The organism is Pseudobdellovibrionaceae bacterium (assembly GCA_019637875.1).
Classification (GTDB): Bacteria; Bdellovibrionota; Bdellovibrionia; order Bdellovibrionales; family Bdellovibrionaceae; genus JAHBUW01.
This window is the reverse complement of the sequence record JAHBUW010000013.1, coordinates 25,938-51,107: the sequence shown is the minus strand read 5'-3', so window position 1 is coordinate 51,107 and position 25,170 is coordinate 25,938. Positions and strand designations below refer to the sequence as shown.

General features: G+C 55.9%; 27 protein-coding genes. 12 read left to right on the top strand and 15 right to left on the bottom strand.

Going from position 1 to position 25,170, the window contains the following annotated elements; genetic code table 11:
* Positions 1–18: 18 nt before the first annotated feature.
* Both KF767_15445 and rpsF read right to left on the bottom strand, forming a co-directional pair.
* Positions 19–945, bottom strand: a complete 927-nt coding sequence (locus tag KF767_15445; GenBank protein MBX3019281.1) for a DUF2232 domain-containing protein — start codon at positions 943–945, stop codon at positions 19–21.
* A gap of 11 nt (positions 946–956) precedes the next feature.
* On the bottom strand, positions 957–1,400 hold the full coding sequence (rpsF, locus tag KF767_15440; protein ID MBX3019280.1) for a 30S ribosomal protein S6: 444 nt from the start codon (positions 1,398–1,400) through the stop codon (positions 957–959).
* A 163-nt stretch (positions 1,401–1,563) separates the two neighbouring features.
* Between rpsF and KF767_15435 the strand changes: the two genes are divergently transcribed.
* Together KF767_15435 and KF767_15430 are read left to right on the top strand one after the other, a co-directional pair.
* On the top strand, positions 1,564–2,268 hold the full coding sequence (locus KF767_15435) for an FHA domain-containing protein (protein MBX3019279.1): 705 nt from the start codon (positions 1,564–1,566) through the stop codon (positions 2,266–2,268).
* Positions 2,265–3,161 (top strand): alpha/beta hydrolase, encoded by an 897-nt coding sequence (locus KF767_15430; GenBank protein MBX3019278.1) that lies wholly within the window; start codon positions 2,265–2,267, stop codon positions 3,159–3,161. Before KF767_15435 ends, KF767_15430 begins: the two co-directional genes overlap by 4 nt.
* Here KF767_15430 and KF767_15425 read toward each other — a convergent pair.
* On the bottom strand, positions 3,130–3,492 hold the full coding sequence (locus KF767_15425) for a hypothetical protein (GenBank protein MBX3019277.1): 363 nt from the start codon (positions 3,490–3,492) through the stop codon (positions 3,130–3,132). The genes KF767_15430 and KF767_15425 overlap by 32 nt on opposite strands.
* 75 nt (positions 3,493–3,567) lie before the next feature.
* On the opposite strand from KF767_15425, the gene KF767_15420 reads away from it, so the two are divergent.
* A complete protein-coding gene (locus KF767_15420; protein ID MBX3019276.1) occupies positions 3,568–5,616 on the top strand; it encodes a S9 family peptidase in 2,049 nt (682 codons plus the stop codon).
* Here the strand turns inward: KF767_15420 and KF767_15415 are convergent.
* The 5 genes from KF767_15415 to KF767_15395 all read right to left on the bottom strand — a co-directional run bounded on the left by KF767_15415 (position 5,613) and on the right by KF767_15395 (position 10,383).
* A complete protein-coding gene (locus KF767_15415) occupies positions 5,613–6,521 on the bottom strand; it encodes an aldo/keto reductase (GenBank protein MBX3019275.1) in 909 nt (302 codons plus the stop codon). The genes KF767_15420 and KF767_15415 overlap by 4 nt on opposite strands.
* A gap of 106 nt (positions 6,522–6,627) precedes the next feature.
* On the bottom strand, positions 6,628–8,304 hold the full coding sequence (locus tag KF767_15410) for a S8 family serine peptidase (GenBank protein ID MBX3019274.1): 1,677 nt from the start codon (positions 8,302–8,304) through the stop codon (positions 6,628–6,630).
* Positions 8,305–8,497: 193 nt separating this feature from the next.
* Positions 8,498–9,007 (bottom strand): hypothetical protein, encoded by a 510-nt coding sequence (locus KF767_15405; GenBank protein ID MBX3019273.1) that lies wholly within the window; start codon positions 9,005–9,007, stop codon positions 8,498–8,500.
* Positions 9,008–9,099: 92 nt separating this feature from the next.
* A complete protein-coding gene (locus KF767_15400) occupies positions 9,100–9,993 on the bottom strand; it encodes a hypothetical protein (GenBank protein ID MBX3019272.1) in 894 nt (297 codons plus the stop codon).
* A gap of 117 nt (positions 9,994–10,110) precedes the next feature.
* Positions 10,111–10,383, bottom strand: a complete 273-nt coding sequence (locus tag KF767_15395) for a hypothetical protein (GenBank protein ID MBX3019271.1) — start codon at positions 10,381–10,383, stop codon at positions 10,111–10,113.
* A 185-nt stretch (positions 10,384–10,568) separates the two neighbouring features.
* Between KF767_15395 and KF767_15390 the strand changes: the two genes are divergently transcribed.
* A complete protein-coding gene (locus KF767_15390) occupies positions 10,569–11,351 on the top strand; it encodes a hypothetical protein (protein MBX3019270.1) in 783 nt (260 codons plus the stop codon).
* On the opposite strand, the gene KF767_15385 is transcribed toward KF767_15390, so the two are convergent.
* From KF767_15385 to KF767_15370, 4 genes are read right to left on the bottom strand one after another with little or no spacing between them, the layout of a single operon-like run.
* Positions 11,339–11,914 carry an alpha/beta hydrolase gene (locus KF767_15385; protein ID MBX3019269.1) on the bottom strand — a complete coding sequence of 192 codons (576 nt, stop codon included), beginning with the start codon at positions 11,912–11,914 and terminating at the stop codon, positions 11,339–11,341. The genes KF767_15390 and KF767_15385 overlap by 13 nt on opposite strands.
* A 9-nt stretch (positions 11,915–11,923) precedes the next feature.
* On the bottom strand, positions 11,924–12,715 hold the full coding sequence (locus tag KF767_15380; GenBank protein ID MBX3019268.1) for a succinate dehydrogenase/fumarate reductase iron-sulfur subunit: 792 nt from the start codon (positions 12,713–12,715) through the stop codon (positions 11,924–11,926).
* Positions 12,716–12,726: 11 nt separating this feature from the next.
* On the bottom strand, positions 12,727–14,646 hold the full coding sequence (locus KF767_15375; GenBank protein ID MBX3019267.1) for a fumarate reductase/succinate dehydrogenase flavoprotein subunit: 1,920 nt from the start codon (positions 14,644–14,646) through the stop codon (positions 12,727–12,729).
* A gap of 12 nt (positions 14,647–14,658) precedes the next feature.
* The gene (locus KF767_15370) at positions 14,659–15,360 is read right to left on the bottom strand and encodes a succinate dehydrogenase cytochrome b subunit (GenBank protein MBX3019266.1); all 702 of its coding nucleotides are present in this window, start codon (positions 15,358–15,360) and stop codon (positions 14,659–14,661) included.
* A gap of 216 nt (positions 15,361–15,576) precedes the next feature.
* Between KF767_15370 and KF767_15365 the strand changes: the two genes are divergently transcribed.
* Genes KF767_15365 through KF767_15330 form a run of 8 tightly spaced genes read left to right on the top strand, consistent with a single transcriptional unit; the run spans position 15,577 to position 23,124 of the window.
* Positions 15,577–16,350, top strand: coding sequence for an electron transfer flavoprotein subunit beta/FixA family protein (locus tag KF767_15365; GenBank protein MBX3019265.1), 774 nt, complete (start codon positions 15,577–15,579; stop codon positions 16,348–16,350).
* Between the two features lie 14 nt (positions 16,351–16,364).
* Positions 16,365–17,330 carry an electron transfer flavoprotein subunit alpha/FixB family protein gene (locus KF767_15360; protein MBX3019264.1) on the top strand — a complete coding sequence of 322 codons (966 nt, stop codon included), beginning with the start codon at positions 16,365–16,367 and terminating at the stop codon, positions 17,328–17,330.
* Positions 17,330–17,983: a lysophospholipid acyltransferase family protein gene (locus tag KF767_15355; GenBank protein MBX3019263.1), complete on the top strand. Its 654-nt coding sequence runs from the start codon at positions 17,330–17,332 to the stop codon at positions 17,981–17,983. The genes KF767_15360 and KF767_15355 overlap by 1 nt, the downstream gene beginning before the upstream one ends.
* Before the next feature lie 49 nt (positions 17,984–18,032).
* A complete protein-coding gene (locus KF767_15350) occupies positions 18,033–18,854 on the top strand; it encodes a peptidylprolyl isomerase (protein MBX3019262.1) in 822 nt (273 codons plus the stop codon).
* A gap of 10 nt (positions 18,855–18,864) precedes the next feature.
* Complete coding sequence (locus tag KF767_15345; GenBank protein MBX3019261.1) at positions 18,865–19,824, top strand: peptidyl-prolyl cis-trans isomerase; 960 nt, start codon at positions 18,865–18,867, stop codon at positions 19,822–19,824.
* A 36-nt stretch (positions 19,825–19,860) separates the two neighbouring features.
* Entirely contained in the window at positions 19,861–20,811 is a 951-nt protein-coding gene (locus KF767_15340; GenBank protein MBX3019260.1) for a peptidylprolyl isomerase, read from the top strand.
* Between the two features lie 4 nt (positions 20,812–20,815).
* A complete protein-coding gene (locus KF767_15335; protein MBX3019259.1) occupies positions 20,816–21,724 on the top strand; it encodes a 4-hydroxythreonine-4-phosphate dehydrogenase PdxA in 909 nt (302 codons plus the stop codon).
* Between the two features lie 32 nt (positions 21,725–21,756).
* Positions 21,757–23,124 carry a phosphomannomutase/phosphoglucomutase gene (locus KF767_15330; protein MBX3019258.1) on the top strand — a complete coding sequence of 456 codons (1,368 nt, stop codon included), beginning with the start codon at positions 21,757–21,759 and terminating at the stop codon, positions 23,122–23,124.
* A gap of 30 nt (positions 23,125–23,154) precedes the next feature.
* Here KF767_15330 and KF767_15325 read toward each other — a convergent pair whose 3' ends face one another.
* From KF767_15325 to atpE, 3 genes are all read right to left on the bottom strand, one after another.
* Positions 23,155–23,661 carry a hypothetical protein gene (locus KF767_15325; protein MBX3019257.1) on the bottom strand — a complete coding sequence of 169 codons (507 nt, stop codon included), beginning with the start codon at positions 23,659–23,661 and terminating at the stop codon, positions 23,155–23,157.
* A complete protein-coding gene (locus KF767_15320) occupies positions 23,658–24,578 on the bottom strand; it encodes a hypothetical protein (protein MBX3019256.1) in 921 nt (306 codons plus the stop codon). The genes KF767_15325 and KF767_15320 overlap by 4 nt, the downstream gene beginning before the upstream one ends.
* A gap of 229 nt (positions 24,579–24,807) precedes the next feature.
* On the bottom strand, positions 24,808–25,116 hold the full coding sequence (gene atpE, locus KF767_15315; protein MBX3019255.1) for an ATP synthase F0 subunit C: 309 nt from the start codon (positions 25,114–25,116) through the stop codon (positions 24,808–24,810).
* Between the last annotated feature and the right edge of the window lie 54 nt (positions 25,117–25,170).

The following is a 25,170-nucleotide window of genomic DNA, read 5'->3' as shown; positions in this document are numbered from 1 at the left end:
GTAAGGTATTGGTTCATGTTACGGCTCGTTTTCCTTCGATTTTTTCAGCACCCAATTGCGTAGGCGCTTTCTAAAATCCAGCCAGAAATCCGCTAAGCCCACGAGACTTAACAAAAAGAACAACTGGGCTACAACGAAAATGTAGACGATCAGTTTCAGAATCGGATCGACCCGCAAGAGGATGAAGGTCGTCTCCAAGACGGCCAGGCCTTGAAAAAAGTAGAGCCCGATCAAGAACTGCAGCAGGTTCAAAGCCACCGTGTTCAGCCCCGGCACGTCGACCTTCAAAAAGCTGAACAGAAACGAGAGGATCAAAAGGATCGAAATCCAGTCCGGGATGCGGAATTCCAGCAAACGTCCCGTGCCCGCGATCCGCTCGTAAGGGACCCGGAAGACCGCCGCAATGCGCTGCGCCAACATCAGAGCGAAGGCCAAACACATTAAGTACACGAGGGCCAGCATCGAAGGCACCTGACCCAGCAGAGCTTCGGTTTGGAAACCCATGGTTTCCATCCACGCCTTCTGCTCAGGATTGTTTTCGATCTGTTTCACCAAGGCCTGAAGGCTCTCTTCGACCCCGGGGCCGACATCGACGCCGAACTGATTCTTCAAAAGTCCCGGGACCACCCACGACAGCAGGGTCGCGAGGGCCACGCCCAGCATTCCGGGCCAGAACCGGCCGTAGCCCTTTTTCTCGAACTCACCGAAAACGCCGACGCAGATCCAAACCGACGCGGCCAAGATCGCCATCGTCCCCGGCATTGAAGCCGCGACCGTCGCCGTGGCGACCAACCCCAGCAGCCAATAGGCCACCGAGCCATAGACGTTCTGCAGAATACGCAGGAACGGCGCGCCCAGAAAGGGCGTCAGAAGGGTTAAACAACTGCCAGAAATGAAAAGAGCCCAGGCTTTGGGCTCTTTTAATCTCGAGATCTGTGAACTCAAGTGGGTTTTCCTTAAGCGTCGCGGCGATCCTGAGCCATTGCGGCCATCGCGGCACGTTTCGCCTGGATTTTCGCTTCGCGCTCACGCTCACGAGTTGCAGTTTCTGCCAGCGATTTTTTGAAGTCTTCCATGAACTTGGTCAGCGAGACGCGAGCGTCCAACTTGGTGTGCATGAAACGGAGGACTTTATCGTTGATACGCATGGTGCGCTCGAGCTCGGCGATCGCAGCGGGGCGCGCTTCGAAAGTGACGTGGAAGTAAGTTCCCTTTTTCACTTTACCGATGAGGTTGGCCAGATTGCGTTTGCCCCAAGTGTCCAGCGAGTTGAATTTGCCGTTGAACGACTCGACGATGCCTTTGTTCTTACGGAGGAGTTCTTTTTGCTCGTCCAGCGAAGCTTCGGGGTGCATGATGATGACCGCTTCGTAGGGCTTCAGAACTTCGGACGATTTCAGAATAGTTTCAGCCATTTAGCTTACCTTTCGGGGCTGCCGATGGGGTCTTCCCAACAGCAAGGTTATGATGAACAAGGACAGGGAACTAACATGGACCTCGATCAAGAACAAGTTGATTTGCCAGGGCCTTGGCCATCCCCCTCCAAGGCCTTAAAATGAATCTATGGGGTTTATACTCGAAATTATCGAAGGACCGCACGCGGGGCAGAGCTTCTCGATCCGCGATGGGACCGAAATCGGGCGGGTCCGCGGTCAAATTCAGCTGAAGAAAGACTCGAAAGTTTCGAGTTTCCACGCCGCGATCGTCAAAGATCCGAAGGGCGGACTTTTGGTCATCGACCAAGGCTCTTCCAACCTCATCAAGATCAACGGGCAAAAGGTCAAACGCGTGCAACTCATGCACGGCGTGCAATTTCAAATCGGTCGCACCGTTTTCAAGGTCGTCGAACGCGACGAACGCGTGGAGGACGCTCCTCCCGAACCCGTCATCGAAAAATCATGGGACGAAGTTCTGCGCGAAGGGATCGCGCAGCTGAAGATGGCGCGCCCTGCGGTCAAAACACCCGTCAAAGCTTTCAAACAGGCGCTGCGATTGGATTTCATCGAGGGTCAACAGGCCGATGAATACCTGACACTCGGCTTCGGCCCGCGCGACTTCGGCTCGGACAATCTGGATATCGAATTGAAGGAATCCGTTTGTCCCGCGATCGCTTTCACCATCGCGCCGTCATCCACGGGCGCCGTGTTCACGACCGACTTCCCGCGCATGGTTCACGTGAATGGACAATCCGACATTCGCCACGAGCTACAAGAGGGTGATACGATCCGGATAGGCACCACCTTGATCCAAGTGAGTTTTGTGAAATGAATCTTCCCGGCAACATCGTCCCCAAATCGACCGGATACTTTCCGAGCTATGACGGCACCGAGATCTATTACGAAATCCGCGGCAAAGGTGAACCCACGATCTGGGTTTACGGTATCGCCTGCCTGATGAATCATTGGCATCACCAGCTCGAACACTTTTCGCACAATTACCAGGTTGTTTCCTTCGACCTGCGCGGTCACAACTTAAGCGCGATACCCGCCGACCTGAAACAAATGACCGTGAAGTCGATGGCGAAAGACATCCTGGCTCTGATGGACCACTTGGGAATCGAGAAAGCGCATTTCGCCGGACACAGCTTCGGGGTTCCGGTGCTCATTGAATTTTCGGATTTGGCGCCCGAACGCGCGCTTTCCTACACATTCATCAACGGCTTCGCGAAGAATCCAATCCAGGGCATGTTCGGCGTCGATCTCGTGGAACGACTGTTTAAAATCGGTCGCTTCGCGCACAAAAATATTCCCGAAATTTGGACGCCGCTTTGGAAGTTTTCAACGCAGAACCCGCTTTCGTTCATCGTGACCGGCGCGCTGGGTGGATTCAATCTGCGTTACACCGAGTGGAAGGACATCGAAATTTACGCTAAAGGAACCGCCGAGATGTCGCTCGACATGTTCATTCCGCTTTTCGAAGACATGATGAAGTTCGACGGGGAAGATCTGGCTCGCCGGATCGACAAGCCGACACTCGTTTTGGCGGGCGCGAAGGACTTCGTGACGCCGCTCTCGTTCCAGGAATCCATGCACCGAAGCATCGCCGGCAGCCGCTACGTCGTCGTCGACAAGGGCTCCCATTGCACGCAGCTGGATTTACCCGACATCGTGAACCGAGAAATCGAAACGACTATTCAGACGCCGGCGGCGGAAGCTCGATAAGCTCATCTTCCAGCTTCATCGGTTTCAAATTCTTTTTGATCAGCTTGCCGTTGCGCTCAATCGTCATCTTGCCGCCTTTACGCACAACGTTTTCCACATCCGAGATCGGGGTCGTGTCGTCGACGACTTTGCCGTTGATCTCGCGAATGATGTCGTTGCGCTGAATTCCCGCCTTCGCGTAAAGGCTGTCCTCTTCCACCACGCCGAACCGCAATTTGCCCGGTTTCTGTTTGACCGAAATTTGATAAGCGTCGACCGGTGTCGAAATAGATAACGCAAGTCCGAGGGTGAAGAGGGCGCTAAGACCCAGGGCGCCGAAAATCCGCTTCATGGGCGATCTCCTTGAGTTGATGACCTGTCCCCATTATAGAGGAATTTTCCCCTCTCGGCCAAGATTGGAGTGCCCATGAACATCCAGATTCCCAAACCGGACCGCAAAGAACACCGTCACGAGCATCTGGGCGAAGTTCGCCTGGACCCTTACTTCTGGATGCGTGAACGCGACAGCGAAGCGGTCTTGAAGCACCTCAAAAGTGAAAATGACTATTTCGAATCCGTTTTGGGGGAAACCAAGGAACTCCAGGCCCAGCTCTTCGGTGAAATGAAGGGCCGCGTGAAAGAGGACGACAGCCTTCCGCCCAGTCCTTACGCCGAATTCGAGTACTACACGCGCTTCGAAACCGGCAAAGAGTATCAGATCTACTGCCGGCGCCCGCGCGGCGGCGGCCCGGAAGAGATTTTACTGAACGTGAACGAGCTCGCCGTCGGGATGAGTTACTGCGACGTCTCGGGCATCAAGCTGTCGCCGGATTGCGAAAAAATCGCCTTCGCTTTGGACCGCGTGGGTCGGCGCTTGTTCTCGATTTGCACTAAAAATCTGAAAACGGGCGAGATCTCGAAAGTCGAGCTGGAAGGTTCCGCGGGCAATTTCGAGTGGGCGGGGGACAACCGCACGCTTCTGGTCGTCATGAAACATCCCGAAACCCTGCGCTACGAAAAATGCGTCAGCTTCGACAGTGTCTCGGGCGAACAGAAACTCGTCTACTTCGAACCGGATGAAATTTTTGGTCTACACATTTCGAAATCGCTGAACTCGAAAAGCCTTTTCCTCACGGCCTTCAGTTTTGATTCGGCGGAAGCTCGTCGACTGGACCCGATGCTGCCGAACGCCGAGCCCGTCGTCTTCCTGCCTCGTGAAACCAAACATGAATACTCCGTCAGTGATGGCGGCGACGGCTACTACGTCTTGTCGAATTGGCAGGCCGAAAATTTCCGTTTGATGTGGACGCCCCAATACCCCGCCCCCAAAGAAACTTGGCAAGAGGTCGTTCCCCACAATCCCGAAGTGTTCATCGAAGGCTTTACCGTCTTTAAAACGCATTTGGTTTTGGAAGAGCGGTTCGCGGGACTGACGCGTCTACGTATCTTGGACCGTCGGGATCCTAAAGGCGCGGGACGGGTCGTCTCCTTCCCCGATCCCACCTACGTGACCGCGACCTCCACCAATCTCGAATACGACACGGCGGTCTTCCGGCTTTCTTATTCGTCGCCCGTGCAGCCGCAAACCTGGTACGACTGCGAATTGACCACCGGCGCGCTGACGGTCGTGAAAAAAACCGAAGTCCCCACTTTCGATGCGTCGAAATACGAATGCGCGCGCATTTGGGCCAAAGCCGAAGACGGCACGCTCATCCCGATGTCCATCGTCGGGCAAAAAGGATTTCAAAAAGGAAAACCTCGTCCGACGCTGATCTACGGCTACGGATCTTATGGCTACAGCGTCGAACCGCGCTTCGGTTCGAATATCTTCTCGTTGATCGACCGCGGATTCACCTACGCGATCGCGCACATTCGCGGCGGTTCGGACTTGGGCCGGGCCTGGTACGAAAAAGGTCGGATGATGTTCAAGAAAAACACCTTCTCGGACTTCAACTCCTGCACGGATCATTTGATCCAATCGGGGCTCGCGGACCCGGATCAGGTCTTCGCGATGGGCGGAAGCGCCGGCGGTCTACTGATGGGTGCGGTCATCAATTTACGCCCTGAACTGTATCGCGGCATCGTTGCGCAAGTTCCGTTCGTGGACGTCGTGAACACGATGCTGGACGCTTCGATTCCTTTGACGACCGCCGAGTATGAGCAGTGGGGCAATCCCAATGAAAAGCCGGCCTACGACTACATCAAGTCTTATTCGCCCTACGACAACGTTCGCCCCGCGGCTTATCCCCACATTTACATCGAAACGGGTTATCACGATTCACAAGTGCAGTACTGGGAGCCGGCGAAATGGGCGGCACGGTTGCGCGATGAAAAAACGACTCCGAACGTCGTTATCTTCCGTACGAATATGGAAGCGGGACACGGTGGCGCCTCCGGACGGTTTGAGCGCTTGAAAGAGATCGCCTCGGAATACGCTTTCATTCTGTGGGCGAAAACGCAGCCCCGCGCGCGCTAGATTTTAAGGAGCGCGCGAAACTTCGCGCGGTCTTTCGCCTCGGGCAAGGGACCGCGCGCGGCGCGCAGATTGTCTTCCACGTGACGGAGCCGACCCGTACCGGGAATCGCGAAGTGCACACGCGGTTCGGATAAAATGAACTTCAGGAAAAGCTGCGCCCAAGTTTCGATTTCGTAGTCTTTCGCCCACGGGGGCAGCTTCTGGTCGCCCATGCGGCGGAACAGCTCACCCTGGCCAAAGGGTTCATTCGCGATCACCTTCACGTCATGTTCGGCCGCAACGCCAAGTAGTTCACGTTCGGCGGACGTCTCTTGCAACGAGTAGGGAATCTGCAGGAAATCCATCTTTTCGGTTTTCAAAACTTGCGCGAGCTCCGCAAAGGCCGAGGGCATGTAGTGCGTGATGCCGATATACTTGATCTTCCCCTCGTCACGCAGTTTGCGCAAAGTTTTGAGTTGGGTTTGCCAGTCCATCAGATTGTGAATTTGGAAAAGGTCCAACTTCTGGCGTTTGATCAGCTTGAAAGAGGCATCGATCTGCTGTCGTCCCTCTTTCGCGCCGTGAGTCCATACTTTCGTGGCCACGACGAACTTGTCATTCAGACCGAGTTCGGTGCTAAGCTCACCCAAAACCTTTTCGGCCGAGCCATACATCGGTGACGTATCGATGAGCCGACCGCCCGCCGCGTGGAAAGCTTTGAGTACCTTTTTGAGTTCGGTCCTTTTGTTCGCATCGTTGCCGACATCGAAAACGCGGAAGGTCCCCAGGCCGACACGCAACACGGACTCTTTCGTTCCCGGTAGGACGACTTCGTGCACGGGGGATGGCGCGGCGATCGCCGGCAGGTGGGAGGCAACTCCCATCACGATCGCGGTCTTCAAAAAATCCCGGCGCGTGTGACCCATACATCGACTCTGGGCCGATGCTCGAGCTCCGTCAACAAGTGCCGAAATAAAAAAGGGGCGTCGCTTTACGCGCGCCCCATTAAGAAAAGTGAACTTTCCGGTCAAATTAGCGGAACGCGACTCCGGTAATGTCGATTCCGTATTTTTCGATCGAATCGTCGCTCTTGAAGATTAGCTTCACGTAATCGCCCGCGATGATCGGCGAGAACGAATCATCCATCGATCCCGAAAGAACGGCGATCGTCTGGCCCGCGCGGTTCTTCAACGTCAGCGTGTCGTAAGTCCGCTCCGTCTGGAACTTCGAGAAATAAAGCGCCATTTGCGTCGCGCCGGGAATCGACAGCTCCCACTCGATCAGCTCTTTCTTCACGTAAGGATGCGGAGTCGAGAAGTTCGCCGACTGTTGCAACCACTTCGCGGGATCGTTCGGATCTTCCGGAGGAGCCTGACCCGTCAGCGAGTAGTAGGCGTTCACGACGCCGCCCGTAGAAACTTTGCCGCGCAGGCCCGCCAGGGGACGCGCGCCGTCCAGAATACGCTGACGCAACTGATAGTGAGTGGCGTAGGCATCATGCGCCACCAGCAAGGCCGCCACACCCGAAACGTGCGGGGTCGCCATCGACGTTCCCGACCATGAATCGTAAGCGCTGCCGGGAAGCGAACTGTGGATGTTCACACCAGGAGCCGCGACGTGAACCGTCGTGCGTCCGTAGTTCGAGAAATCCGCCAACGTTCCGCGGTTATCGATCGCCGCGACGGAAATGATGTTCGGCACGTTGTAGGTCGCGGGATAAACCGGGCTCGCGTCGTTATTGCCGCCCGAGTTCGAGCTCGCCGCGATGAACAGAACGTTCGCCGCATCCGCACGTTGAATCGCTTCTTCCAGAAGTTTCGAGTAACCGCCGCCCGCCCACGAGTTGGACTGGATGCGCGCCCCCATGCGGGTGGCGTAGTCGATCGCTTGGATCGCGCCCTCCAGGCTTCCCGAACCGTCCGCGCCCAGGAACTTCACGCCCATGATACGTACGTCCCAGCTGACGCCGACGATGCCGCGACCGTCATCGCCCTTCGCGCCGATCGTACCCGCGCAGTGAGTCCCGTGACCGTGATCGTCCATCGGATTTCCGGTCGGTTTCGCGGGATCCGCGAAGCTCGCGCCGTAAACGTCATCGACGAAACCGTTACCGTCATCGTCGACGCCGGGTTTCCCGTTCAATTCCGCTTCGTTCACCCAAGCGTTCGCCGCCAGATCGGGGTGACGATAGTCGACACCCGTATCGATGACCGCAACCACGACATCTTTCGAGCCTGTCGTGATATCCCACGCGCGTTCCGCGTCGACATCGATGCCCGCGACGCCCGCTTGGCGCGAAGAGTCTTGTTGTCCCGAGTTACGAATACCCCAAAGCTTCCCCAGATCGGGATCGTTCGCGGTCTTATTCACGCGATAGACGTAGTTGGGTTCGACCAAAAGGACATCGTCCGTAGATTGAATGTCCATGAGCGCGCCTTCCGCGCTTTGGATGAGCGGCTTCTGCAGCAGCACGAAGTTTTGATTTTCGTGTACGCGCAGGACTTTCCCTTTCGCTTTTTCCTCGAGCGCTTGAATCGCCGAAGAGCCGATGATTCCAGGAGTCCGCAGGCGGACAAGATACTGTCCGGGAATGAATTCCGGTGCGGGATTAACTTCGGGCTTCTTTTGGGCCGCGGCCGGCAGTGCGGCGACCAGCGCCGTAACGAGCGGAACAAGAAAAGAAACGGCGATTCGTCCATGAATCGACATAGGGTGGCTCCTTGATTGGGTTTCGCGGATTAGGATAGCAACTCGAGTTCGCGCGGAATCCCCGAAAGCGCTCAGGAAGCGAATTTCCGGACGGAAGGCGTGAATGTCACACCGAAGTCCAGCGGGTTTCGTTTATGAGAGAAATTAGCGCGAGTCGCGCGAACGGACTTTCGAGGGGCTCGGGCTTAGGATTTTACCAAGACATCTGCCAGCTCAAGCGGCTGGTCTGGTCGCGTCCGGAGTGTTCGAACTGCAATTGGCCGGGCGTATTCATCTGCGTGCGGAAGCTCAGAAGAGACTTCGCCGGCTGGTAATCGCACGCGAGATCCATGTTCGTAAAACGGAAACGCAGGCGGTCGTTCACCACCGACACTTTCATCGTTTCCTCGCTTCGGTGCGCGGGCAGCGCGTCTCCGAGCAAGTTCATTTCGATCTCGCCCACGTCTGGACGATGTGGTGAAAACTGAAACTGAAGTTTTTCAGCGTAGCGCTGCTCCAGGCTGCGCAGCTCGGGCATCCACTGCGTGCGCAGGAAGTCCTCGGCCGCAGCGTTCACCGACGTCGCCTCGGTCCCGTGTCGCGCGGGCGCGGACTCCGGACGCGGCGGCACCTGCAACTCCGTGAAGTTCTGAAAGCAGAACCCCACGATCAAAAGCGGTGTTAAGCGTGCGCAGTTGCGCACGAATCGGCGAAGACTCGACATAATTTATTGTAACCCGAACGCGGATTTAATGGTGATTTCTCGGTGGGAACGACGGGATTCATGTCGGCGTCTCGGATTGAGACGCCATAAGTTTAGCTGACGCCGCCCCCACGACCGGTATTGTCTTCTGCGTGCAGAGGAGCACGGTCTTTGCGGTACTGATCTTGGATGTAACGCTCGTTTCCGCGCATCACCAAATGGTTTCCTTGTAAATCAACCCAGCTCTCAGGAGCTTCGTTATCAGTTTTTTTATACTGACCTTTCGCTTGGTTCGGCGATTTGCAGCTTGAGAACTGATCGCTTCCACGCGGATCATTTCCGGTGTCGCCCTCTTTCAATCTTCCCAAAATCGTGGACTCGAGAACGCCGTTCAAATGATCGCCGTCGAAATCTCGCGACTCCAAGCGGATACTCGATTTGACGTTCGGACCTTCTTTTTTCGCATGTCCCGTGATCACCAGCTTGTTGGTCGCTTTGTCGCGCGAATCACTGCTACCTAACTTCTTGAAAATGAGCTGGATCATTTTCTTACCGTTGCTATCTTTGACTTCTTTCGCATGAATCTCTGCGATCGGGCGGCCGTTGGATCCATTAATGGATAGCGGTTTTTCGAAACTTCCGTCCTGTTTCTTCGAGCCAAAAGGATCACATGATACGTCGGTCGGCTTTCCCTGATTACGGCGATTCAGCTCGGGGTCGATGAAACACCAGCTGTTGTTGCGACTTGGCTCGCCACCACTCGACTTCTCTTCTTCCGCACTGCCGGGGCTCAAGAACATCGTCGTCTTTCCAATACGGACTTCAGGTCCCGATACGCCTTCGACAACGGTGATATCTTCATCTTGAAATCCGGTCTGACCAACACGGAGTTTAGCAGGGACGGAGCCACCGCTGATGCAGCTTTTTTCTTTACCCGCGGCGAACGAAACACCCGCGCTCAGCGTGATGCTGGTCGCGATTCCAAGAATAAGGTGTTTCGTTTTCATGCCCATATGTCTCGTGCCTCACCGGCTAAGTGTGCAAAGCCAGTGCCTTTTAGGCGCGAACATGGGGGTTTTGATCGTTCAGGTTCTAACGGGTGTCGAAAAAATCATCGACAGCCCTTAGCTGGCGCGGACGCGCTTGGGACGCAAGACCGTCTCGGTCGTCTCAAACAGAGACAGCTGTTCGGGCGGATTCGCCGCGCTCTGGAACGCGGTTTTGACGACGGGACATTTCGCCGAGGTCGTGACCGCTTCGCGCGCGGGCGATGCGGGTTTTCCCGCCTCTTGTTGTTCGAGGACACGACGGAGATTTTCGACGAAGGCGCGCTTCACGCTTTCCGATCCCTCTTCACGAAAACCCAGCTCTTTCATCAAGTCGCCCATCTTCTTCATTCACACCTCGACTGGACTTATCGGGAGAATCCTCAAGATGCCTGACGCCCGTCCTTCCGGAAAGACACGCCCAGCAAGGCTTTCGGGCAAATTGATGTGGCTCGTTACGAGACGCTTTTGTGAAAACGGAAGGGATTTCGCCCAACTTTTTTTCGGACGCGCTAAACTGTGACAGGGGGATTCCAATGAAACGCATGGCTACGTCCGTGATCACGGTGTGTCTGGCCTTGACGGCACTCGCATTTCAAAACTGCTCGAAAGCGAATTTCACCTCGGACGCGGTGGACGTGACGTCGAGTGGTGGCAACGACGACAAAAAACCTCCCGGTCCTCCCGATCTTGACGGCGATCTGCCGATCTCGGAAACGGAAGCGGAGCAAAACTGTTCGAACCGCTCTCTTTCCACCGCCAATGCGACGGTGAATTTCCCGAAGCCGCCGAGCTGTAAATGGAATAAGGACGGCAACCTCGCCGAGCGCAACGGTTACGTCCAAGCCCGTTCAGAACAACGCTACGATCTGCCCGTTCCCCCGAACGCGGTCGTCTGCGATGTCACCTTCAACTTCCCCAAGCAAGACATGCTTTACGACGATGAGATCATCATGACCTTCAATGGCTACGTCCTGGCCTCTTCTTATAAGAACCTGACGGATATGCTGCCGAAAGACGGGGATCTTCGTCGTTACGAGTGGGAAGCTTTGAAAGGCAAAGCCACCAACGTTTCGGGTTATGATCCCTATATCGTCGGACAGGAAATCGGCCTTGCGAGCGTGCAAATGCCGGCAACGCAAACGAGCGGTCAGATCAAACTCGATATGGATAAGCAGATTTTCTATAAATTCGCGGCGAAAAAGCTGCCCGCGGATGCGCATCGCTTCGGCTTCATCACCACGGGTGACAACGATTCGTCGGACTGCCAACACGAACCGATTCAGTTCAGCTTCAACGTGAAATACTACGTTCCTTGATGCAGACGGGGCGCGAGGATTTCGAGCGCCTGGTCCAAACGAGTCACGCCCTCTGAACCCAAGAAATGCCCCGCATCGGGGACCCGCCATAACTTCGCGAGCAGGTCTTCCGCCAGCTTTTCCGTGTGGGGCGGGCGCACCACCATATCATTTTCCGAAAGCAGAACGTGACGGACCGGCGCCATACGCCGCAAACTCGCAAAATCGACAGCGCTTTCCGTGAAACCATCCAATTGCGGTAGGTTGAGAAGTCGCCCCGTAAAGCCCGCCACGAGCATCAGACTGCCGATCAGCGTGTCCGAAGGCCAAGCCTGCAGGTACTTCAGCGTCGCCACGCAACCCAAACTATGGGCCACAAAATGAGTCCGCTCATCCGGAACGCCCACTCGATCTTTCAAACAATCCAACCAAGCTTCGAGCTGGGGGCTTTCCGATTGCGGAAGGGGAATGACATCCACGTTCGCCCCACGCTCACTTAATTCGTCACGGAGCCACGGAAACCAATGGCTCGACGGACTGGCTAAATAGCCGTGAACAATAAACACGCGTGGAGTCGACGACATGGGCGCGGATTAGATGCCGTCGCCCGACGAGGCTTCGCGTTTAGTCAGAGCAGAAACCAAAAGCTCGCGGTTCATCCGTGCGATGTTCGCCAAAGGGATCTCTTTGGGACACGACGCCGAACACGAACCCGTGGTCGTGCAGTTGCCGAAGCCTTCATGATCCATTTGCGTCACCATACGGTCCACGCGCTCAGGGCTTTCCACCTGACCTTGCGGCAGCAACGAGAAATGCGAGACTTTCGCTCCGACGAAAAGCATCGCCGACGCGTTCTTACAGCTGGCGACACAAGCGCCGCATCCGATACATGCCGCCGATTCAAAGGCCGCGTCGGCATTGGGCTTCGGCACCGGCAAAGAATTCGCGTCCACCGCGTTACCGGTATCGACCGAAATGTAGCCGCCCGCCGCGATGATGCGATCGAATGCGCTGCGATCGACCATGAGATCTTTTTGGACGGGGAAGGCTTTTGCGCGCCAAGGTTCCAGCGTGAGAGTTTCTCCGTCACTGAACGTGCGCATGTGCAATTGGCAGACGGTGACGCCCTTCAAAGGTCCGTGCGCGTCGCCGTTGATCATGAAGCCGCAAGAGCCGCAGATCCCTTCCCGGCAGTCGTGATCGAAAGTGATCGGATCTTCGCCCTTACCAATCAGACCTTCGTTCACCTGATCGAGCATTTCCAAAAACGAAGCGTCGGCGGAAACACCTTTTGCGGGATAGTCGACAAAACGACCATCGTCTTTCGCCGATTTTTGCCGCCACACTCGCAGGGTCAGATTCAGAGTTTTTCCGTGTGCTGCCATATTTCCCTCAATCACTTATACGAGCGAGTCGCCAGTTTGACGTTCTCGAATTTCAATTCTTCTTGATGACGGACGGACTTCTGCGCCGAAGCCCCTTTGTATTCCCATGCGCCCACGTGACAGAATTTTTCGTCATCACGTTTCGCCTCGCCGTCGATCTGGTGTTCGTCACGGAAGTGACCACCGCAAGACTCTTCACGAACCAAGGCATCCCGGCACATCAGCTCGCCGAGTTCCATGAAATCCGCCACGCGTCCCGCTTTTTCGAGTTCGGGGTTAATGTAGTTCTGTTCGCCAGGAATCCGCACGTTCTGCCAGAATTCATCACGCAACGCCGAGATTTTAGTTTGTGCTTCCGCCAAACCTTTGGCGTTCCGACCCATTCCGCAGTTTTCCCACATGATATGGCCGAGTTCTTTGTGGAAACTATCCACCGAGCGGCCACCCCGGATACCCATCAGTTTCGAAACTTCCGCGTTGACCGCCGCGACCGAAGCTTTGAAAGCATCATGCGACGTCGAGACTTTTTCGAGTTTCGTCGAGGCGATGTAGTTCCCCATCGTGTGCGGAATGACGAAGTAACCGTCCGCCAAACCCTGCATGAGCGCCGAGGCACCCAGACGGTTCGCACCGTGATCCGAGAAATTCGCTTCGCCCAGGACGAAGAGGCCCGGAACGTTGCTCATCAGATTGTAGTCCACCCACAGTCCGCCCATCGTGTAGTGGGGCGCAGGGTAGATACGCATCGGTTGTTCGTAAGGATTTTCACCGGTGATCTGCGCGTACATATCGAACAGATTGCCGTAACGAGCGGCGATTGCCGGCTGTCCCAAACGTTTGATCGCGTCGCGGAAATCCAGATAAACCGCGATGCCGGTTTCACCGACGCCGTGTCCTTCGTCCACGCGGTATTTCGCTTGGCGCGAAGCCACGTCACGGGGAGCCAGGTTCCCGAAACTCGGATAGACGCGCTCCAAATAATAGTCGCGCTCATCGTCGGGAATCTGCGAAGGATGACGTTTGTCACCTTTGAGTTTCGGAACCCAAACGCGGCCGTCATTCCGGAGCGACTCGGACATCAAGGTCAGTTTCGACTGCATTTCGCCATGAACGGGAATGCAGGTCGGGTGAATTTGCGTGAAGCACGGGTTCGCGAAGAACGCGCCCTTCTTGTGCGCCTTCCAAGCGGCGGTCACCGCGCACGCCATCGCGTTCGTCGACAAGAAGAAGACGTTCGAGTAACCACCGCTGGCGATACAGACGGCGTCCGCTTCGTGAGCTTCGATTTCCCCGGTGTTCAGGTTGCGCACGACGATCCCGCGCGCCTGACCGTTCACGGTCACCACGTCGAGCATCTCGCGACGCGAGTAAAGTTGAACCTGCTTCAAATCCACTTGCCGCATCAGCGCCGAATAAGCGCCCAACAAAAGCTGCTGACCGGTCTGACCGCGGGCGTAGAACGTCCGCGAAACCTGCGAGCCCCCGAACGAGCGGTTGGCGAGCAAGCCGCCGTACTCGCGCGCGAAGGGCACGCCCTGCGCCACGCAGTGATCGATGATTTGCGTCGAAATTTGCGCCAAACGATAGACGTTGGCTTCACGGGCGCGGAAGTCCCCGCCCTTCACGGTGTCGTAAAACAGACGGTAGACCGAGTCGCCGTCGTTTTTGTAGTTCTTCGCGGCGTTGATTCCACCTTGCGCGGCGATCGAGTGCGCGCGGCGCGGACTTTCGTGAACGCAGAAGCTTTTCACGTTGTAACCCAGCTCACCCAGCGAAGCCGCGGCGCTCGCGCCCGCTAGGCCCGTGCCCACAACGATGATCGTGTGTTTACGTTTGTTCGCGGGGTTGACGAGTTTGCCTTCGAACTTGAAGTTGTCCCACTTGTCTTGGACCGCGCCGCCGGGAATGTTGCTGTTCAGAATTGTCGACATGATTGACTCCCGTTACGCGCTCAAAAAGATGTAAATGGGTTGCGCCAAGAATCCGCCCGCGACCACGATTCCGTAGAGCAGACTGACTTTGTTGATCAAAGGTTCGGTGCGTTCGTTCTTCACGCCCAGGGATTGGAACAACGATCCGATCCCGTGCGAAAGATGGAAACCCAAGATCACCAAGGCGACGAGGTACCACACCACGTAACCCGGAGACTGAAAGGTTTCGACCAGCAAACGGTGCAGATCGCGCATCACCACGCCATCGACCGTCGTCTCATAGTAAGTGCCGTACTTGAATGTCGCCAGATGCAAGATCACGAACGCCAGAACGACGGAACCCTGAATGGCCATCGTCCGCGACGCCAGCGAGGCGCCCTTCGCGGTTTTGCTACGAACCGCGTAGCGCTGACCGCCACGAGCCGCCCGATTTTCGAGCGTCAGGCTGACCGCGGCCACCACGTGAACCAGAAGCGCCGTCACCAGCACCGTTTCGATCACGTAGATCATTTTCCCACTCACCAGCGCGTGTCCGTATGCATTGTACATATCGGCCGAGATGAACATGAGCATGTTGCCGGCCATGTGACCGAACACGAAGCCGGCCCAAATCAGACCGGTCAAACCCATCAAATATTTTTTACCGATGCTCGTGAGAAAGAAGGGCCGGGCTTTCGCACCCGCTCCCACTGCATTTGCTGCTGCATTTGCCATAGAAATCCCTGTCAAAATGGAGGCGTTTTATCAGTTCCCTTTCATTCATACGCCCGGCTCGACTTTCTGTCCAGAAGGCGTTGGAAAGCTTCGGAAAATGCAATCTCGCTGCGCAATGTTAAACGCCTTTTCAAAGGGCAAAATCGGTTTGATTCACTTTTCGAATTCGCTGATAGTGCGGGCCTCGAAGAGCATGTCATGACCAGGAGTTAAACGATGAAGATTTTCGTCTGCATCAAGCAGGTTCCCGACACGGAAACCAAAGTCAAAATCGCCGCTGACGGCAAAAGCCTCGACGCCGCGGGCGTCAAATGGGTGATGAACCCCTACGACGAATACGCCGTGGAAGAAGCGATCAAAATTCGTGATCAAAATGCGGGAAGCCAGATTTTCGCGATCACCGTGGGTCCTAAGAAACGCGCGATCGAAGTCGTGCGGACCGCGCTGGCCATGGGTGCCGATGAAGGCCTCGTCGTCGACGCTCCGGAAAACATCGATGCCTCGGTCACGGCCGAACTGCTCGCAAAGGCGATCGCCGCGGAAGGCCCCGCGCAGCTGATCCTTTCGGGAAAGCTCGCGATCGATGACAACGCCTCGGCGGTCGGTCAAATGCTCGCGGAAAACCTCGGCATCGGTCACACCTCGGTCGTTTCGAAACTCGGCTGGAATCCCGAAGCGGTCACCGTCGAACGTGACACCGAAGGTGGCGCGAAAGAAGTCGTGCGTGTGAAACTCCCGGCCGTGATCGCGGCGAACAAGGGCCTGAACATGCCCCGTTACGCGAGCCTGCAAGGAATCATGAAAGCGAAGAAGAAAACCGTGAAGGAAATCGACGGCGCGACCCTCGGCGTGAAGCTCGAAGCGAAGACTCCCGTTCTGAGCTTCGAAATGCCGCCCGAAAAACCCGCGGTCAAGATGTTGAGCGGCGATGCCGCCACCCAAGCGAAAACCCTGACCGAAGCGCTTCGTAACGAAGCGAAAGTCATCTAAGAAAGGCGCCGCGAATGTCACAAGTTCTGATCTATTGCGAACATCAAAATGGCAAACTCAAGCGCAGCGCCACCGAACTTCTCTCGTGGGCGCAAAGTGCGAACCTCACGACCTCGGCGGTGGCCTTTGGCGCGAACGCCGCTTCGCTGACCGGCGAACTCGGCACGTGGGGCGTGGAAAATGTCTTCGTCGCGACCGATACCTCGACGGACAACTACAATCCTGAAATTTTCACGGACGTCTTGGTCGAAGCCGCACAAAAATCCGGCGCGACCGTGATCCTCGGTTCGGCCAGCGCCAGCGGCCGCGACCTTTTCCCCCGCGCGGCGGCCCGCTTGAAAGCCGGCGTCGCCAGCGACTGCGTCGGTCTGGAATGGTCGGGTACGACCGTCACCGCGAAAAAGCCCTACATGGCGGGTAAAGTCTTCGCCAAAGTCGGATTCCAAGATTCGCCCGTACAGATGGTGCTGATGCGCGCGAACCAACTTCCGGTGAATGCTTCGACGAAAACCTCGTCGCCTTCGGCAACGACCCTCGCGGTGAAAGCTCCCCTGTGGGCGCAGATCCAAGAGGTCGTCAAAGGCGCCAGCGCGAAGCTCGATCTCACCGAAGCGAACATCATCGTTTCAGGCGGTCGTGGTTTGAAAGAGGCCGGGAACTTCAAAATGCTCGAAGAGCTCGCGGACGTGCTGGGCGCGACGGTGGGCGCTTCGCGCGCGGTCGTCGATGCGGGTTGGGTCGGTCACGGGATGCAGGTCGGCCAGACCGGCAAAACGGTGGCCCCCACTTTGTACATCGCGGTCGGAATCTCGGGCGCGGTTCAGCACTTGGCGGGAATGAGCGGTTCGAAAGTGATCGTCGCGATCAATAACGATGCGAACGCACCGATCTTCCAAAAAGCGACTTACGGACTCGTCGGTGACGCGTTCGAAATCGTGCCGAAGCTGACTCAAGAGTTCAAAACGCTCCTGCATAAATAATGCTGAAGCAAAAGGTCCTGGGTTTCATCGTTTGGCTGATCTATCGCACTTTGGTCCTCACCTGGAGGATCGAAGTTCGTCAGCCCGAATCTTTGACCCAGGCCTTACGTGATCGCGCGACCGTCCTGTTCGCGCACTGGCACGGGGACGAACTCGTGCTGCTTTACCTCATCGGAAAATATCGAGTGACGACCATCGCCTCGCAGTCGAAAGACGGCGAGCTGATGAACACGATCTTGCACTTGCAAGGCGCGACCTCGACACGTGGATCTTCCACGCGGGGTGCGGTCGGCGCGCTAAAAGGTTTGATCCGCAAGATTCGTGAAGACCGCCGCAATTCCAGCTTCGCGGTCGATGGCCCCAAGGGCCCCATCTATCAAGTGAAGCCGGGCGTGTTCGAAGTCAGTCGCATGCTTCAGGCGCCCATTTTTCCCGTCGGCGTCGCGGTCGACCGGGCTTGGCGTTTCGAAAAGTCGTGGAACAAAACTTTTCTTCCTAAACCCTTCGCGCGCGTCCTGATCGATTGGGCCGAGGCGCTTCCGCCGGTCAGCAAAGACGAGGATCCCCGGTCTTTAGTCCTGAAGGAGGGACTCGAAAAAGCGCTCCATGAGTCCCGACTTCAGGCCGCAAAAAGTTTGCTGCCCCGTCCTTAAGGGTGTTACTCTGTACGGACAGAGAAACGGACTTCTCAAAGGACTTGAAATGACTCAGAAATTTCTTCGAGTAGCGCTCGTCATGCTGACCATTCCCATGCTCGCGATCGCGCAAGGCAAAAAAGACGAAGTCGTCGCCACCGTCGGCAACCGCAAAATCACCGTCGAAGACTTCAATCGCCGCTTCAACGAAGTGAAAAACACGTTCAACCCTCCCACGAAGCAGCAGTTCCTGGAAGACTTGGTGCGCTTCGAAGTCGGTTTGGCGGAAGCGGAAAAACGGAATCTGGAAAAAGATCCGATCTTCCAAGAGCGCGTGAAAGCGGAACTCTACAAGACCTTCCTCGAAAAGGAACTGGGCGATCGCATCCAAAAAATCACCGTCTCGGACAAAGAGATGGAAGAGTATTACAAGCGCAATCCCGAAATCCGCTTTTCGCATATCGTGATCGAAGTGAAGCCGGGAGCCACCGCCGCCCAACGTGCGGAAGCGAAAAAACGCGCCGACGAAATTTACGGCGAAGTGACCAAGTCAAAACGCCCCTTCGAAGAGCTGGTCCGTTTGTACTCGGATGACCTCGTGACCAAACAGACCGGTGGCGATGCGGGTTTCCAAAGCCGCATGACCCTGACGCCGAACTTCTACGACGTCCTGTCGAAAATGCGCGTCGGCGAAACTCGCGGCCTGGTGGATACGCCCTTCGGTTACCACATCGTGCGGGTCACCGGACGCCGGACTTTCGCCAATGCCGACAAACGTCAAATCCGCATGGCCGTGCACAACGAAAAGCGTTTGGACCTCTTTAACGACTATTTCGACCGCGTTAAAAAGACCTATAAAATCTCGACCAATATCAAAGCTCTAGAGTAGAACTGAGGTCATGAAACTTCAGTTCCTGGCGGCCGGCGCATTTTTGCTTTTTCTTCCGACCGGCTGCTTTTGGAAGAACACTCCCGTCGCGGACCAGGCGGTCATCCAAGTCGATGACCGCAGCATGAATCTGAAAGAGTTCAGCGACCGCCTTTCACGCCAGCTCAAAAATTTCGACGCCCTCGCCGCGAAAGATCCCGCACAGGTGGATCGCGCGCGGAAGTCCGTGATCCAAGATTTTCTGACCGAAGCCCTTTTTACCCGTTACGCGACCAACAATAAAGTCGACGTCTCCAGCGGTGAGTGGGACCAAGAGGTAAACGAAATTCGCTCGGGATTTCCGGACGACATTTCCTTCCGCCGCTCACTCGCCGAAGAAAACCTGTCCCTTTCGGAATGGCGTGATCGTATCCGCTTCTTGTTGCTGCAGAAAAAAGTCTTCGCGCAGTTCCAAAAGAAGGCGATCGCCCCGACCGAAGAGGAAATGAAGAAGTTCTACGAAGAGAACAAAGAAAAATACCGCCACCCCGAACGGGTGTATCTACGCCAGATCGTCGTCGACGATCTGGGTAAAGCGCAGGACATCCACACCGAGCTCAAAAACAAAAAGAAGTTCGAAACCCTGGCAACGAAGTACTCCATCGCTCCAGAGGGAAAAAACGGCGGTTTGGTCGGGTGGATCGAACGCGGCTCCTTGGACGTTTTCGACAAAGCTTTTGGCCTCTCGGCCGGTGGCGCAACCAGTCAGGTGCTGGAAAGCACCTACGGCTTTCACATTTTCAAAGTCGAAAAGAAGGAGCCCGCGGGCTACCGTAAATTCGACGATTTGAGACCGGTCATCCGCAAGATTCTCATTGGTCAGCAAGAGCAAAGAGAGTACACCCAATGGATGGACGAACAGTTGCGTTCGTCCCGGGTTTCGATCAATCGTGACCTGATCAACGCGCTCAAAGTCGAAACCCGCGATTGATCGTTCGCCGAGATCTGACAGATGAGGAGAGCTGACGTGAAAGCATTCATCCTAGCCTTGCTGGTCGCCTCGAGCGCTCAAGCCGCGCGCGAACCTCTTGAAGGCATCGTCGCCGTCGTGAACAACGAAATTATCCTGCGTTCGGATGTGGATAAGTTTCGGGAAAAGATCAAAAACAACGGCATGATCGACGAACTTTTGCTGGTGGGCATGAAACCCGATCAACTGAAGACCGATCCGAAAGCGCAGCTGAACTATCTGATCTCGGAGCGCATTCTGGATTCCGAAATCAAACGCCTGAACCTCGCCGTCACCATCGAGCGGGTCGAACAAGAAATTCGCGAGATCGCAAAACGCAATAATATGAGCCGCGCCGAACTCACCCAAGCTTTGCTCGGGCAGGGTGTGCGTATGTCCGAATACCAGCAGTTCATGAAAACGCGGATCGAGCGTCAGGCTCTCATGGAGCAAGAGATCACCTCGAAAGTTCGCGTCAGCGACGAAGACGTCCTGGCCGAGTACCTACGCCGCTTCCCGAAGTCGGAATCGGGCGCCGAGTACACGCTCGCGCACATCTATTTCAATCCGCGCAAAGGCGGGCCTGAAGCGGCAAAGCAACGCGCAGAAGAAGTCGCCGCAAAAATCAAAGGCGGACAAACTTTCGACGCCCTGGCCGAACAGCACTCTGAGGATTCCAATTTCACTCAAGGTGGATCGTTGGGAGTTTTCAAAACCGGCGAGATGAGTCCTGAATTCGAGCGCGCCGTTCAAGGTCTGCAGCCCGGCGAAAGCTCAGGCGTGGTTCCCTCGCGCACCGGCTTTCACATCTTAAAAGTCGTCGCACGCAAAGTGATTCCCGATCCGCGTTTCGAACAAGAGAAAGAACGCCTGCGCGCGGTCTTGAGCGAAAAGTCCTTCCAACAGCAGTTCCAACATTGGATCGAGACCAAACGCGACGACGCCTTCGTACGCATCAATCAAGGCTGATCGCGTGCGCCGCCTGATCCTGACCACCGGGGACCTGAACGGTATCGGCGCCGAAATTTCGGCGAAGTCCCTGCGTGAATTGAAGCTGAGCTCTAAGCAAAACGTCACCGTCGTGCTCCACCCCGAGCAGGAGCCCGCCTTCACGCGCGCGATCGGCCGGCAATTGCCGATGTTCGATGACTGGGAAATCGCCGCGCAGACTTCCGAACCCGGAGCACAGATTTTACTCGACCGCGCGGCCCCCGCGCTTTGGGTCGAGCAAGCCGCGCGAGCTTGCCTTGACGAAAAGTTCGCCGCGCTGGTCACCGGCCCTCTGTCCAAACCCGGAATCATCAAGGCGGGGCTGACGGATCTGGGCCACACCGAAATTCTGCGCCGAGTTTCAAAATCCGGGGAGCTCTACATGAGTTTTTGGGGTTCGCATTTCAATGTCGTTTTGGTGACCGGGCACATTCCCGTTTCGAAAGTTCCGAAACAGTGGACCGCCGAGCGAATTCAGAATGTTACGGAACTGACTCAGAATTTTCTGCGCGCCACCACTCCGGACGACAAACGTCCCCTCGCTTTCGTCGGCCTGAATCCCCACGCCGGCGACAAGTCCTTGATCGGCGAGGAAGAAGAGAACCTGGGGCTAAAATCGGCGCGCCTGGTCGGCCCGCTCGTACCCGACACGGCCTTCCAGAAGGAAAACTGGGGAAAATACGCGGCTTTTCTGTGCGCGTATCACGATCAGGGCCTGATTCCCTTCAAGCTGATCCACGGCTTCGATGAGGGCGTCCACGTGACCCTCGGCCTGCCCTTTCTAAGAACATCCGTCGATCACGGCCCCGCGACGGAGCTCGTCGGCACCGGCCGCGCCAAGCACGGCTCAATGAAAGCCGCGCTTAAAATGGCACTTGATTTTAGCCCGTAGATTGGCTGAATTCCTATATTTTGGAGGACGTCATGCACGATCCAGTGATCTTCCGTGAGTACGATATCCGCGGAGTTTTTGAAAAGCAGTTCGATCTCGAGTTCGTTCGCAAACTCGGTCAATCCTATGCGGTTTATCTGCAACGCCAAACGAACGCGGCGAATTCGACCGTCACGGTGGGTTTTGACGCTCGCCTTTCCAGTCCTTCGATTCGCGATGCCATGGTGGAAAGCCTGACGTCGTCGGGACTCAACGTTCTGGATTTGGGATTGATCACTTCGCCCATCTCTTATTTTTCGACCTTCACGATCCCGAACGTGGCGGGCGCGGTGATGATCACCGGTTCGCATAATCCTCCCGACTACAACGGCTTCAAGATTTCCGTCGGCAAGGGAACGATCTTCGGCGAAGCGATTCAAGAGCTGCGTCGGATCATGGACAAAGGCGAGTTCCTGCAGGGCAAAGGCACCAGCGAAAAGTACGACATCTTTCCGGCCTACGTCGAAAAGTATAAAAAGGAATTCGGCTTGATGAAGCCAATCAAGGTCGTCCTCGACACGGGTAACGGCGCGGGCGGCTGCATCGCGCGTCGCTTGTACGAAGCCGTAGGCTTGAAGCCCACGATCCTCTTCGAAGAACCCGATGGACGCTTCCCCAACCACCATCCGGATCCCACGGTCGAAAAAAACCTGGTGGATCTGCGCAAAGAAGTTCTCGAGCAAAAAGCCATCGTTGGCATCGGTTTCGACGGCGATGCCGATCGCATTGGTCTGATCGACGAAACGGGCCGCATGATTTACGGCGACGAGCTGATGGTTTTGATCAGTCGGAGCGTTCTGCAAGCCAATCCCGGCGCGAAAATCATCGGCGACGTGAAGTGCTCGGATCGCATGTACGCGGACGTCAAAGCCAACGGCGGCGTTCCCGTCATGTGGAAGACCGGACATTCGCTCATCAAAGAAAAAATCAAATCCGACAAAAGCCCCTTCGGCGGCGAAATGAGCGGACATATCTTCTTCGCGGACCGTAACTACGGTTACGACGATGCATTGTACGCAGGACTGCGCGTTTGCGAGATCTTGTCGAAAACCGGCAAGACCATCACGCAACTTCTGGAAGGCCTACCCTCGGCGTTCAACACTCCCGAAATTCGTGTGGATACTACTGAGGAAAAGAAGGTTTTGATCGTCGAGAAGATCAAAGAAGCCTTCCCTCAAGGCGGTGCGGGATACAAGATCGACGAAACCGACGGCATCCGCCTGAGTTTCGAAGATGGTTGGGCGCTCGCACGTTCGTCGAACACGCAACCCGTCCTGGTCTTGCGTTTCGAGTCGACCAGCGAAGCGGGCTTGAAGCGCATCCGCGATCGCGTCGAAAACGTCGTGAACAAATATCTGTGAGTGATCCGGGGCGCGCGGAAACGCGGGCCCTTAATTCAGCGGGAATTCCCGATCGAGCAAGACCGCATCCACTCCGCGAATGATGCGACGTAGGGAATCCGGCACCGTGAATGCGGCCCGTTCGCCGGTTCCCACGTTCGCCGATTGGATAAAGACCAAACTATTCTTCCGGCCATCCGGTTTCACGATCAGCAAATGACGGGTCGCGCCCGTGCTCCGCTGACTTTCCAGCCAATGGGTTTCGATTCCACCCGCCAGCTTTCCACTTTTCAGCACGGTGATTTTCGCTTCTTCGGGATTCAAAACCAGTTGGTATTCGCGGAACCAAGATTGCCACTGGATCACGGATTTCTTTTCGGTTTTTGCAACGTAGATCACGTTCCCGCCGCTCGCACCGCAGTTGACCCAACCTTTGATTTCGGAAGGAAGGTTCTGGAAGAACACGTCGTTCGGGCGAGTTTGGTACCGGCAATCTTGCGCCATTGCGAAACCCGAGGCACCTAATATCATCGCCAAGACGGTCATGAAACGCATCATTGAACACCCCGGGAGAAATCATACGCATCGCCCGATGTGGGATCGGTCACGCTGATGCGGCTCATGTTTTCGTCTTTGAAATAGATCTTCGTACCGTTCACCGTGATGAAGGCGCGATCACGTTTATCCATACACAACGCCAGCGTCAGCGGAATCTTACCCTTCATCGGATGGTTCAGAATCGCTTGCCCGTTGGACTGCACCGCAATGGTCGCGCCCCAAGGGCCGTTCCACGTCGTGAACGGGTTGCCGCGCGAAAGCAATTTTTGGAAACGCTCTTCACCGCGGGCTTCGTTCAAACTCCCCACGCATTGAACTTCCGGTTTGGGTTTCGGCTTTTCCTCGACCTTTTCTTCCGCTTTCGCCTCGGCCGACGCGCGTTCCGAAGCCGGAGTGGGAGTCACCGCCGCCTCTTCCTTTTTGGTGATCGCATTTTCATGAACCCACGCGCGCTCGCCACGAACGAAGATCTCATGCCACTTGTTCGTCTTACCGTTGCGCTCTTCGATTTCCGTCCGTCCGGTCAAGATGGCGTCGTTCTCGCGAACGAAAAGCCCTTCGGCGATCGTGCCGCGATTGGCGGCCATGGAGTTCGGTTCGTGACGTAGGACAAAATCGGTTTTCACTTCCACGTCTTGAAGCGCGGTCCGGTGAATCCACCCATCGCCCTTCGCCGTGCGCACGCGGATCCAATCTTCGTCGACCTCTCGGACGTCGACTTCAAACCTTCCACCGTTGATCAGCTCTTGTATTTGTCCCAGCGAGGAGCTCGTGGTGGAGCGTTCACTACGGACGTTGAAGCCCGTGTTCAGGGTCCGTACCGTGGACTCTTTCACGCCTTGGAGTGTGCGGTACTTCATCGCGAATGCGGGAACCACCGACAACTGGAGAATGAGGGCCCAAACGAAGAATCGCATCCTGCCACCTCTGCCCGGTAGTCAGTGCAAATGAATCACCCGTTTTGGAGCCTGGAAGACGCGAAAATCGTTGCCGTCATCGGGACCGGTGAAAGAGCAAAGAACGGCCCTTTCACGACTGACGCCCGTCCGGAAAATCGACAGTGAAAAAGATGTGAAAGCCCCAAAACAAAAGGCCACCCGAAGGTGGCCTTAGTCTCAAGATTTCGAATCTACGCGAAAGCGGAGATTAGAATTTGCCTTGGAGGAAGAACGCGATAACGAACGCGTAGATGACCAGCGACTCGATCAGAGCCAGACCGATGATCATGGGAGTGAAGACTTTCGACTGAGCTGCGGGGTTACGAGCGATGCCGTCCAAAGCCGAAGCTGCGGTCATTGCTTGTCCGATCGCGCCGCCGATAGCTGCCAGACCGATGGCCAGACCAGCTGCCATTGCGATCATGCCGTTCTGCGAAGTTGCAACTGCTGCCGCATCTTGTGCGAAAGCCGAAGTTGCCGCCATTGCAGCAGTCATAGTGATCAAGATGTTACGGATTGTGCTTTTCATGAACTGTTTCTCCTTATTGTACAATTCTGATTTGTTAATAAA

What these genes read in the sequence shown, in the direction of transcription:
- KF767_15345 (MBX3019261.1), top strand. Translation starts at nt 18,865, where the DNA reads ATGAAACTTCAGTTCCTGGCGGCCGGCGCATTTTTGCTTTTTCTTCCG.
- KF767_15370 (MBX3019266.1), bottom strand. Translation starts at nt 15,360, where the DNA reads ATGGCAAATGCAGCAGCAAATGCAGTGGGAGCGGGTGCGAAAGCCCGG.
- KF767_15350 (MBX3019262.1), top strand. Translation starts at nt 18,033, where the DNA reads ATGACTCAGAAATTTCTTCGAGTAGCGCTCGTCATGCTGACCATTCCC.
- KF767_15380 (MBX3019268.1), bottom strand. Translation starts at nt 12,715, where the DNA reads ATGGCAGCACACGGAAAAACTCTGAATCTGACCCTGCGAGTGTGGCGG.
- KF767_15355 (MBX3019263.1), top strand. Translation starts at nt 17,330, where the DNA reads ATGCTGAAGCAAAAGGTCCTGGGTTTCATCGTTTGGCTGATCTATCGC.
- KF767_15385 (MBX3019269.1), bottom strand. Translation starts at nt 11,914, where the DNA reads ATGTCGTCGACTCCACGCGTGTTTATTGTTCACGGCTATTTAGCCAGT.
- KF767_15400 (MBX3019272.1), bottom strand. Translation starts at nt 9,993, where the DNA reads ATGAAAACGAAACACCTTATTCTTGGAATCGCGACCAGCATCACGCTG.
- KF767_15390 (MBX3019270.1), top strand. Translation starts at nt 10,569, where the DNA reads ATGAAACGCATGGCTACGTCCGTGATCACGGTGTGTCTGGCCTTGACG.
- KF767_15365 (MBX3019265.1), top strand. Translation starts at nt 15,577, where the DNA reads ATGAAGATTTTCGTCTGCATCAAGCAGGTTCCCGACACGGAAACCAAA.
- KF767_15330 (MBX3019258.1), top strand. Translation starts at nt 21,757, where the DNA reads ATGCACGATCCAGTGATCTTCCGTGAGTACGATATCCGCGGAGTTTTT.
- KF767_15425 (MBX3019277.1), bottom strand. Translation starts at nt 3,492, where the DNA reads ATGAAGCGGATTTTCGGCGCCCTGGGTCTTAGCGCCCTCTTCACCCTC.
- KF767_15415 (MBX3019275.1), bottom strand. Translation starts at nt 6,521, where the DNA reads ATGGGTCACACGCGCCGGGATTTTTTGAAGACCGCGATCGTGATGGGA.
- KF767_15420 (MBX3019276.1), top strand. Translation starts at nt 3,568, where the DNA reads ATGAACATCCAGATTCCCAAACCGGACCGCAAAGAACACCGTCACGAG.
- KF767_15430 (MBX3019278.1), top strand. Translation starts at nt 2,265, where the DNA reads ATGAATCTTCCCGGCAACATCGTCCCCAAATCGACCGGATACTTTCCG.
- KF767_15375 (MBX3019267.1), bottom strand. Translation starts at nt 14,646, where the DNA reads ATGTCGACAATTCTGAACAGCAACATTCCCGGCGGCGCGGTCCAAGAC.
- KF767_15320 (MBX3019256.1), bottom strand. Translation starts at nt 24,578, where the DNA reads ATGCGATTCTTCGTTTGGGCCCTCATTCTCCAGTTGTCGGTGGTTCCC.
- KF767_15405 (MBX3019273.1), bottom strand. Translation starts at nt 9,007, where the DNA reads ATGTCGAGTCTTCGCCGATTCGTGCGCAACTGCGCACGCTTAACACCG.
- KF767_15325 (MBX3019257.1), bottom strand. Translation starts at nt 23,661, where the DNA reads ATGATGCGTTTCATGACCGTCTTGGCGATGATATTAGGTGCCTCGGGT.
- KF767_15410 (MBX3019274.1), bottom strand. Translation starts at nt 8,304, where the DNA reads ATGTCGATTCATGGACGAATCGCCGTTTCTTTTCTTGTTCCGCTCGTT.
- KF767_15435 (MBX3019279.1), top strand. Translation starts at nt 1,564, where the DNA reads ATGGGGTTTATACTCGAAATTATCGAAGGACCGCACGCGGGGCAGAGC.
- KF767_15395 (MBX3019271.1), bottom strand. Translation starts at nt 10,383, where the DNA reads ATGAAGAAGATGGGCGACTTGATGAAAGAGCTGGGTTTTCGTGAAGAG.
- KF767_15360 (MBX3019264.1), top strand. Translation starts at nt 16,365, where the DNA reads ATGTCACAAGTTCTGATCTATTGCGAACATCAAAATGGCAAACTCAAG.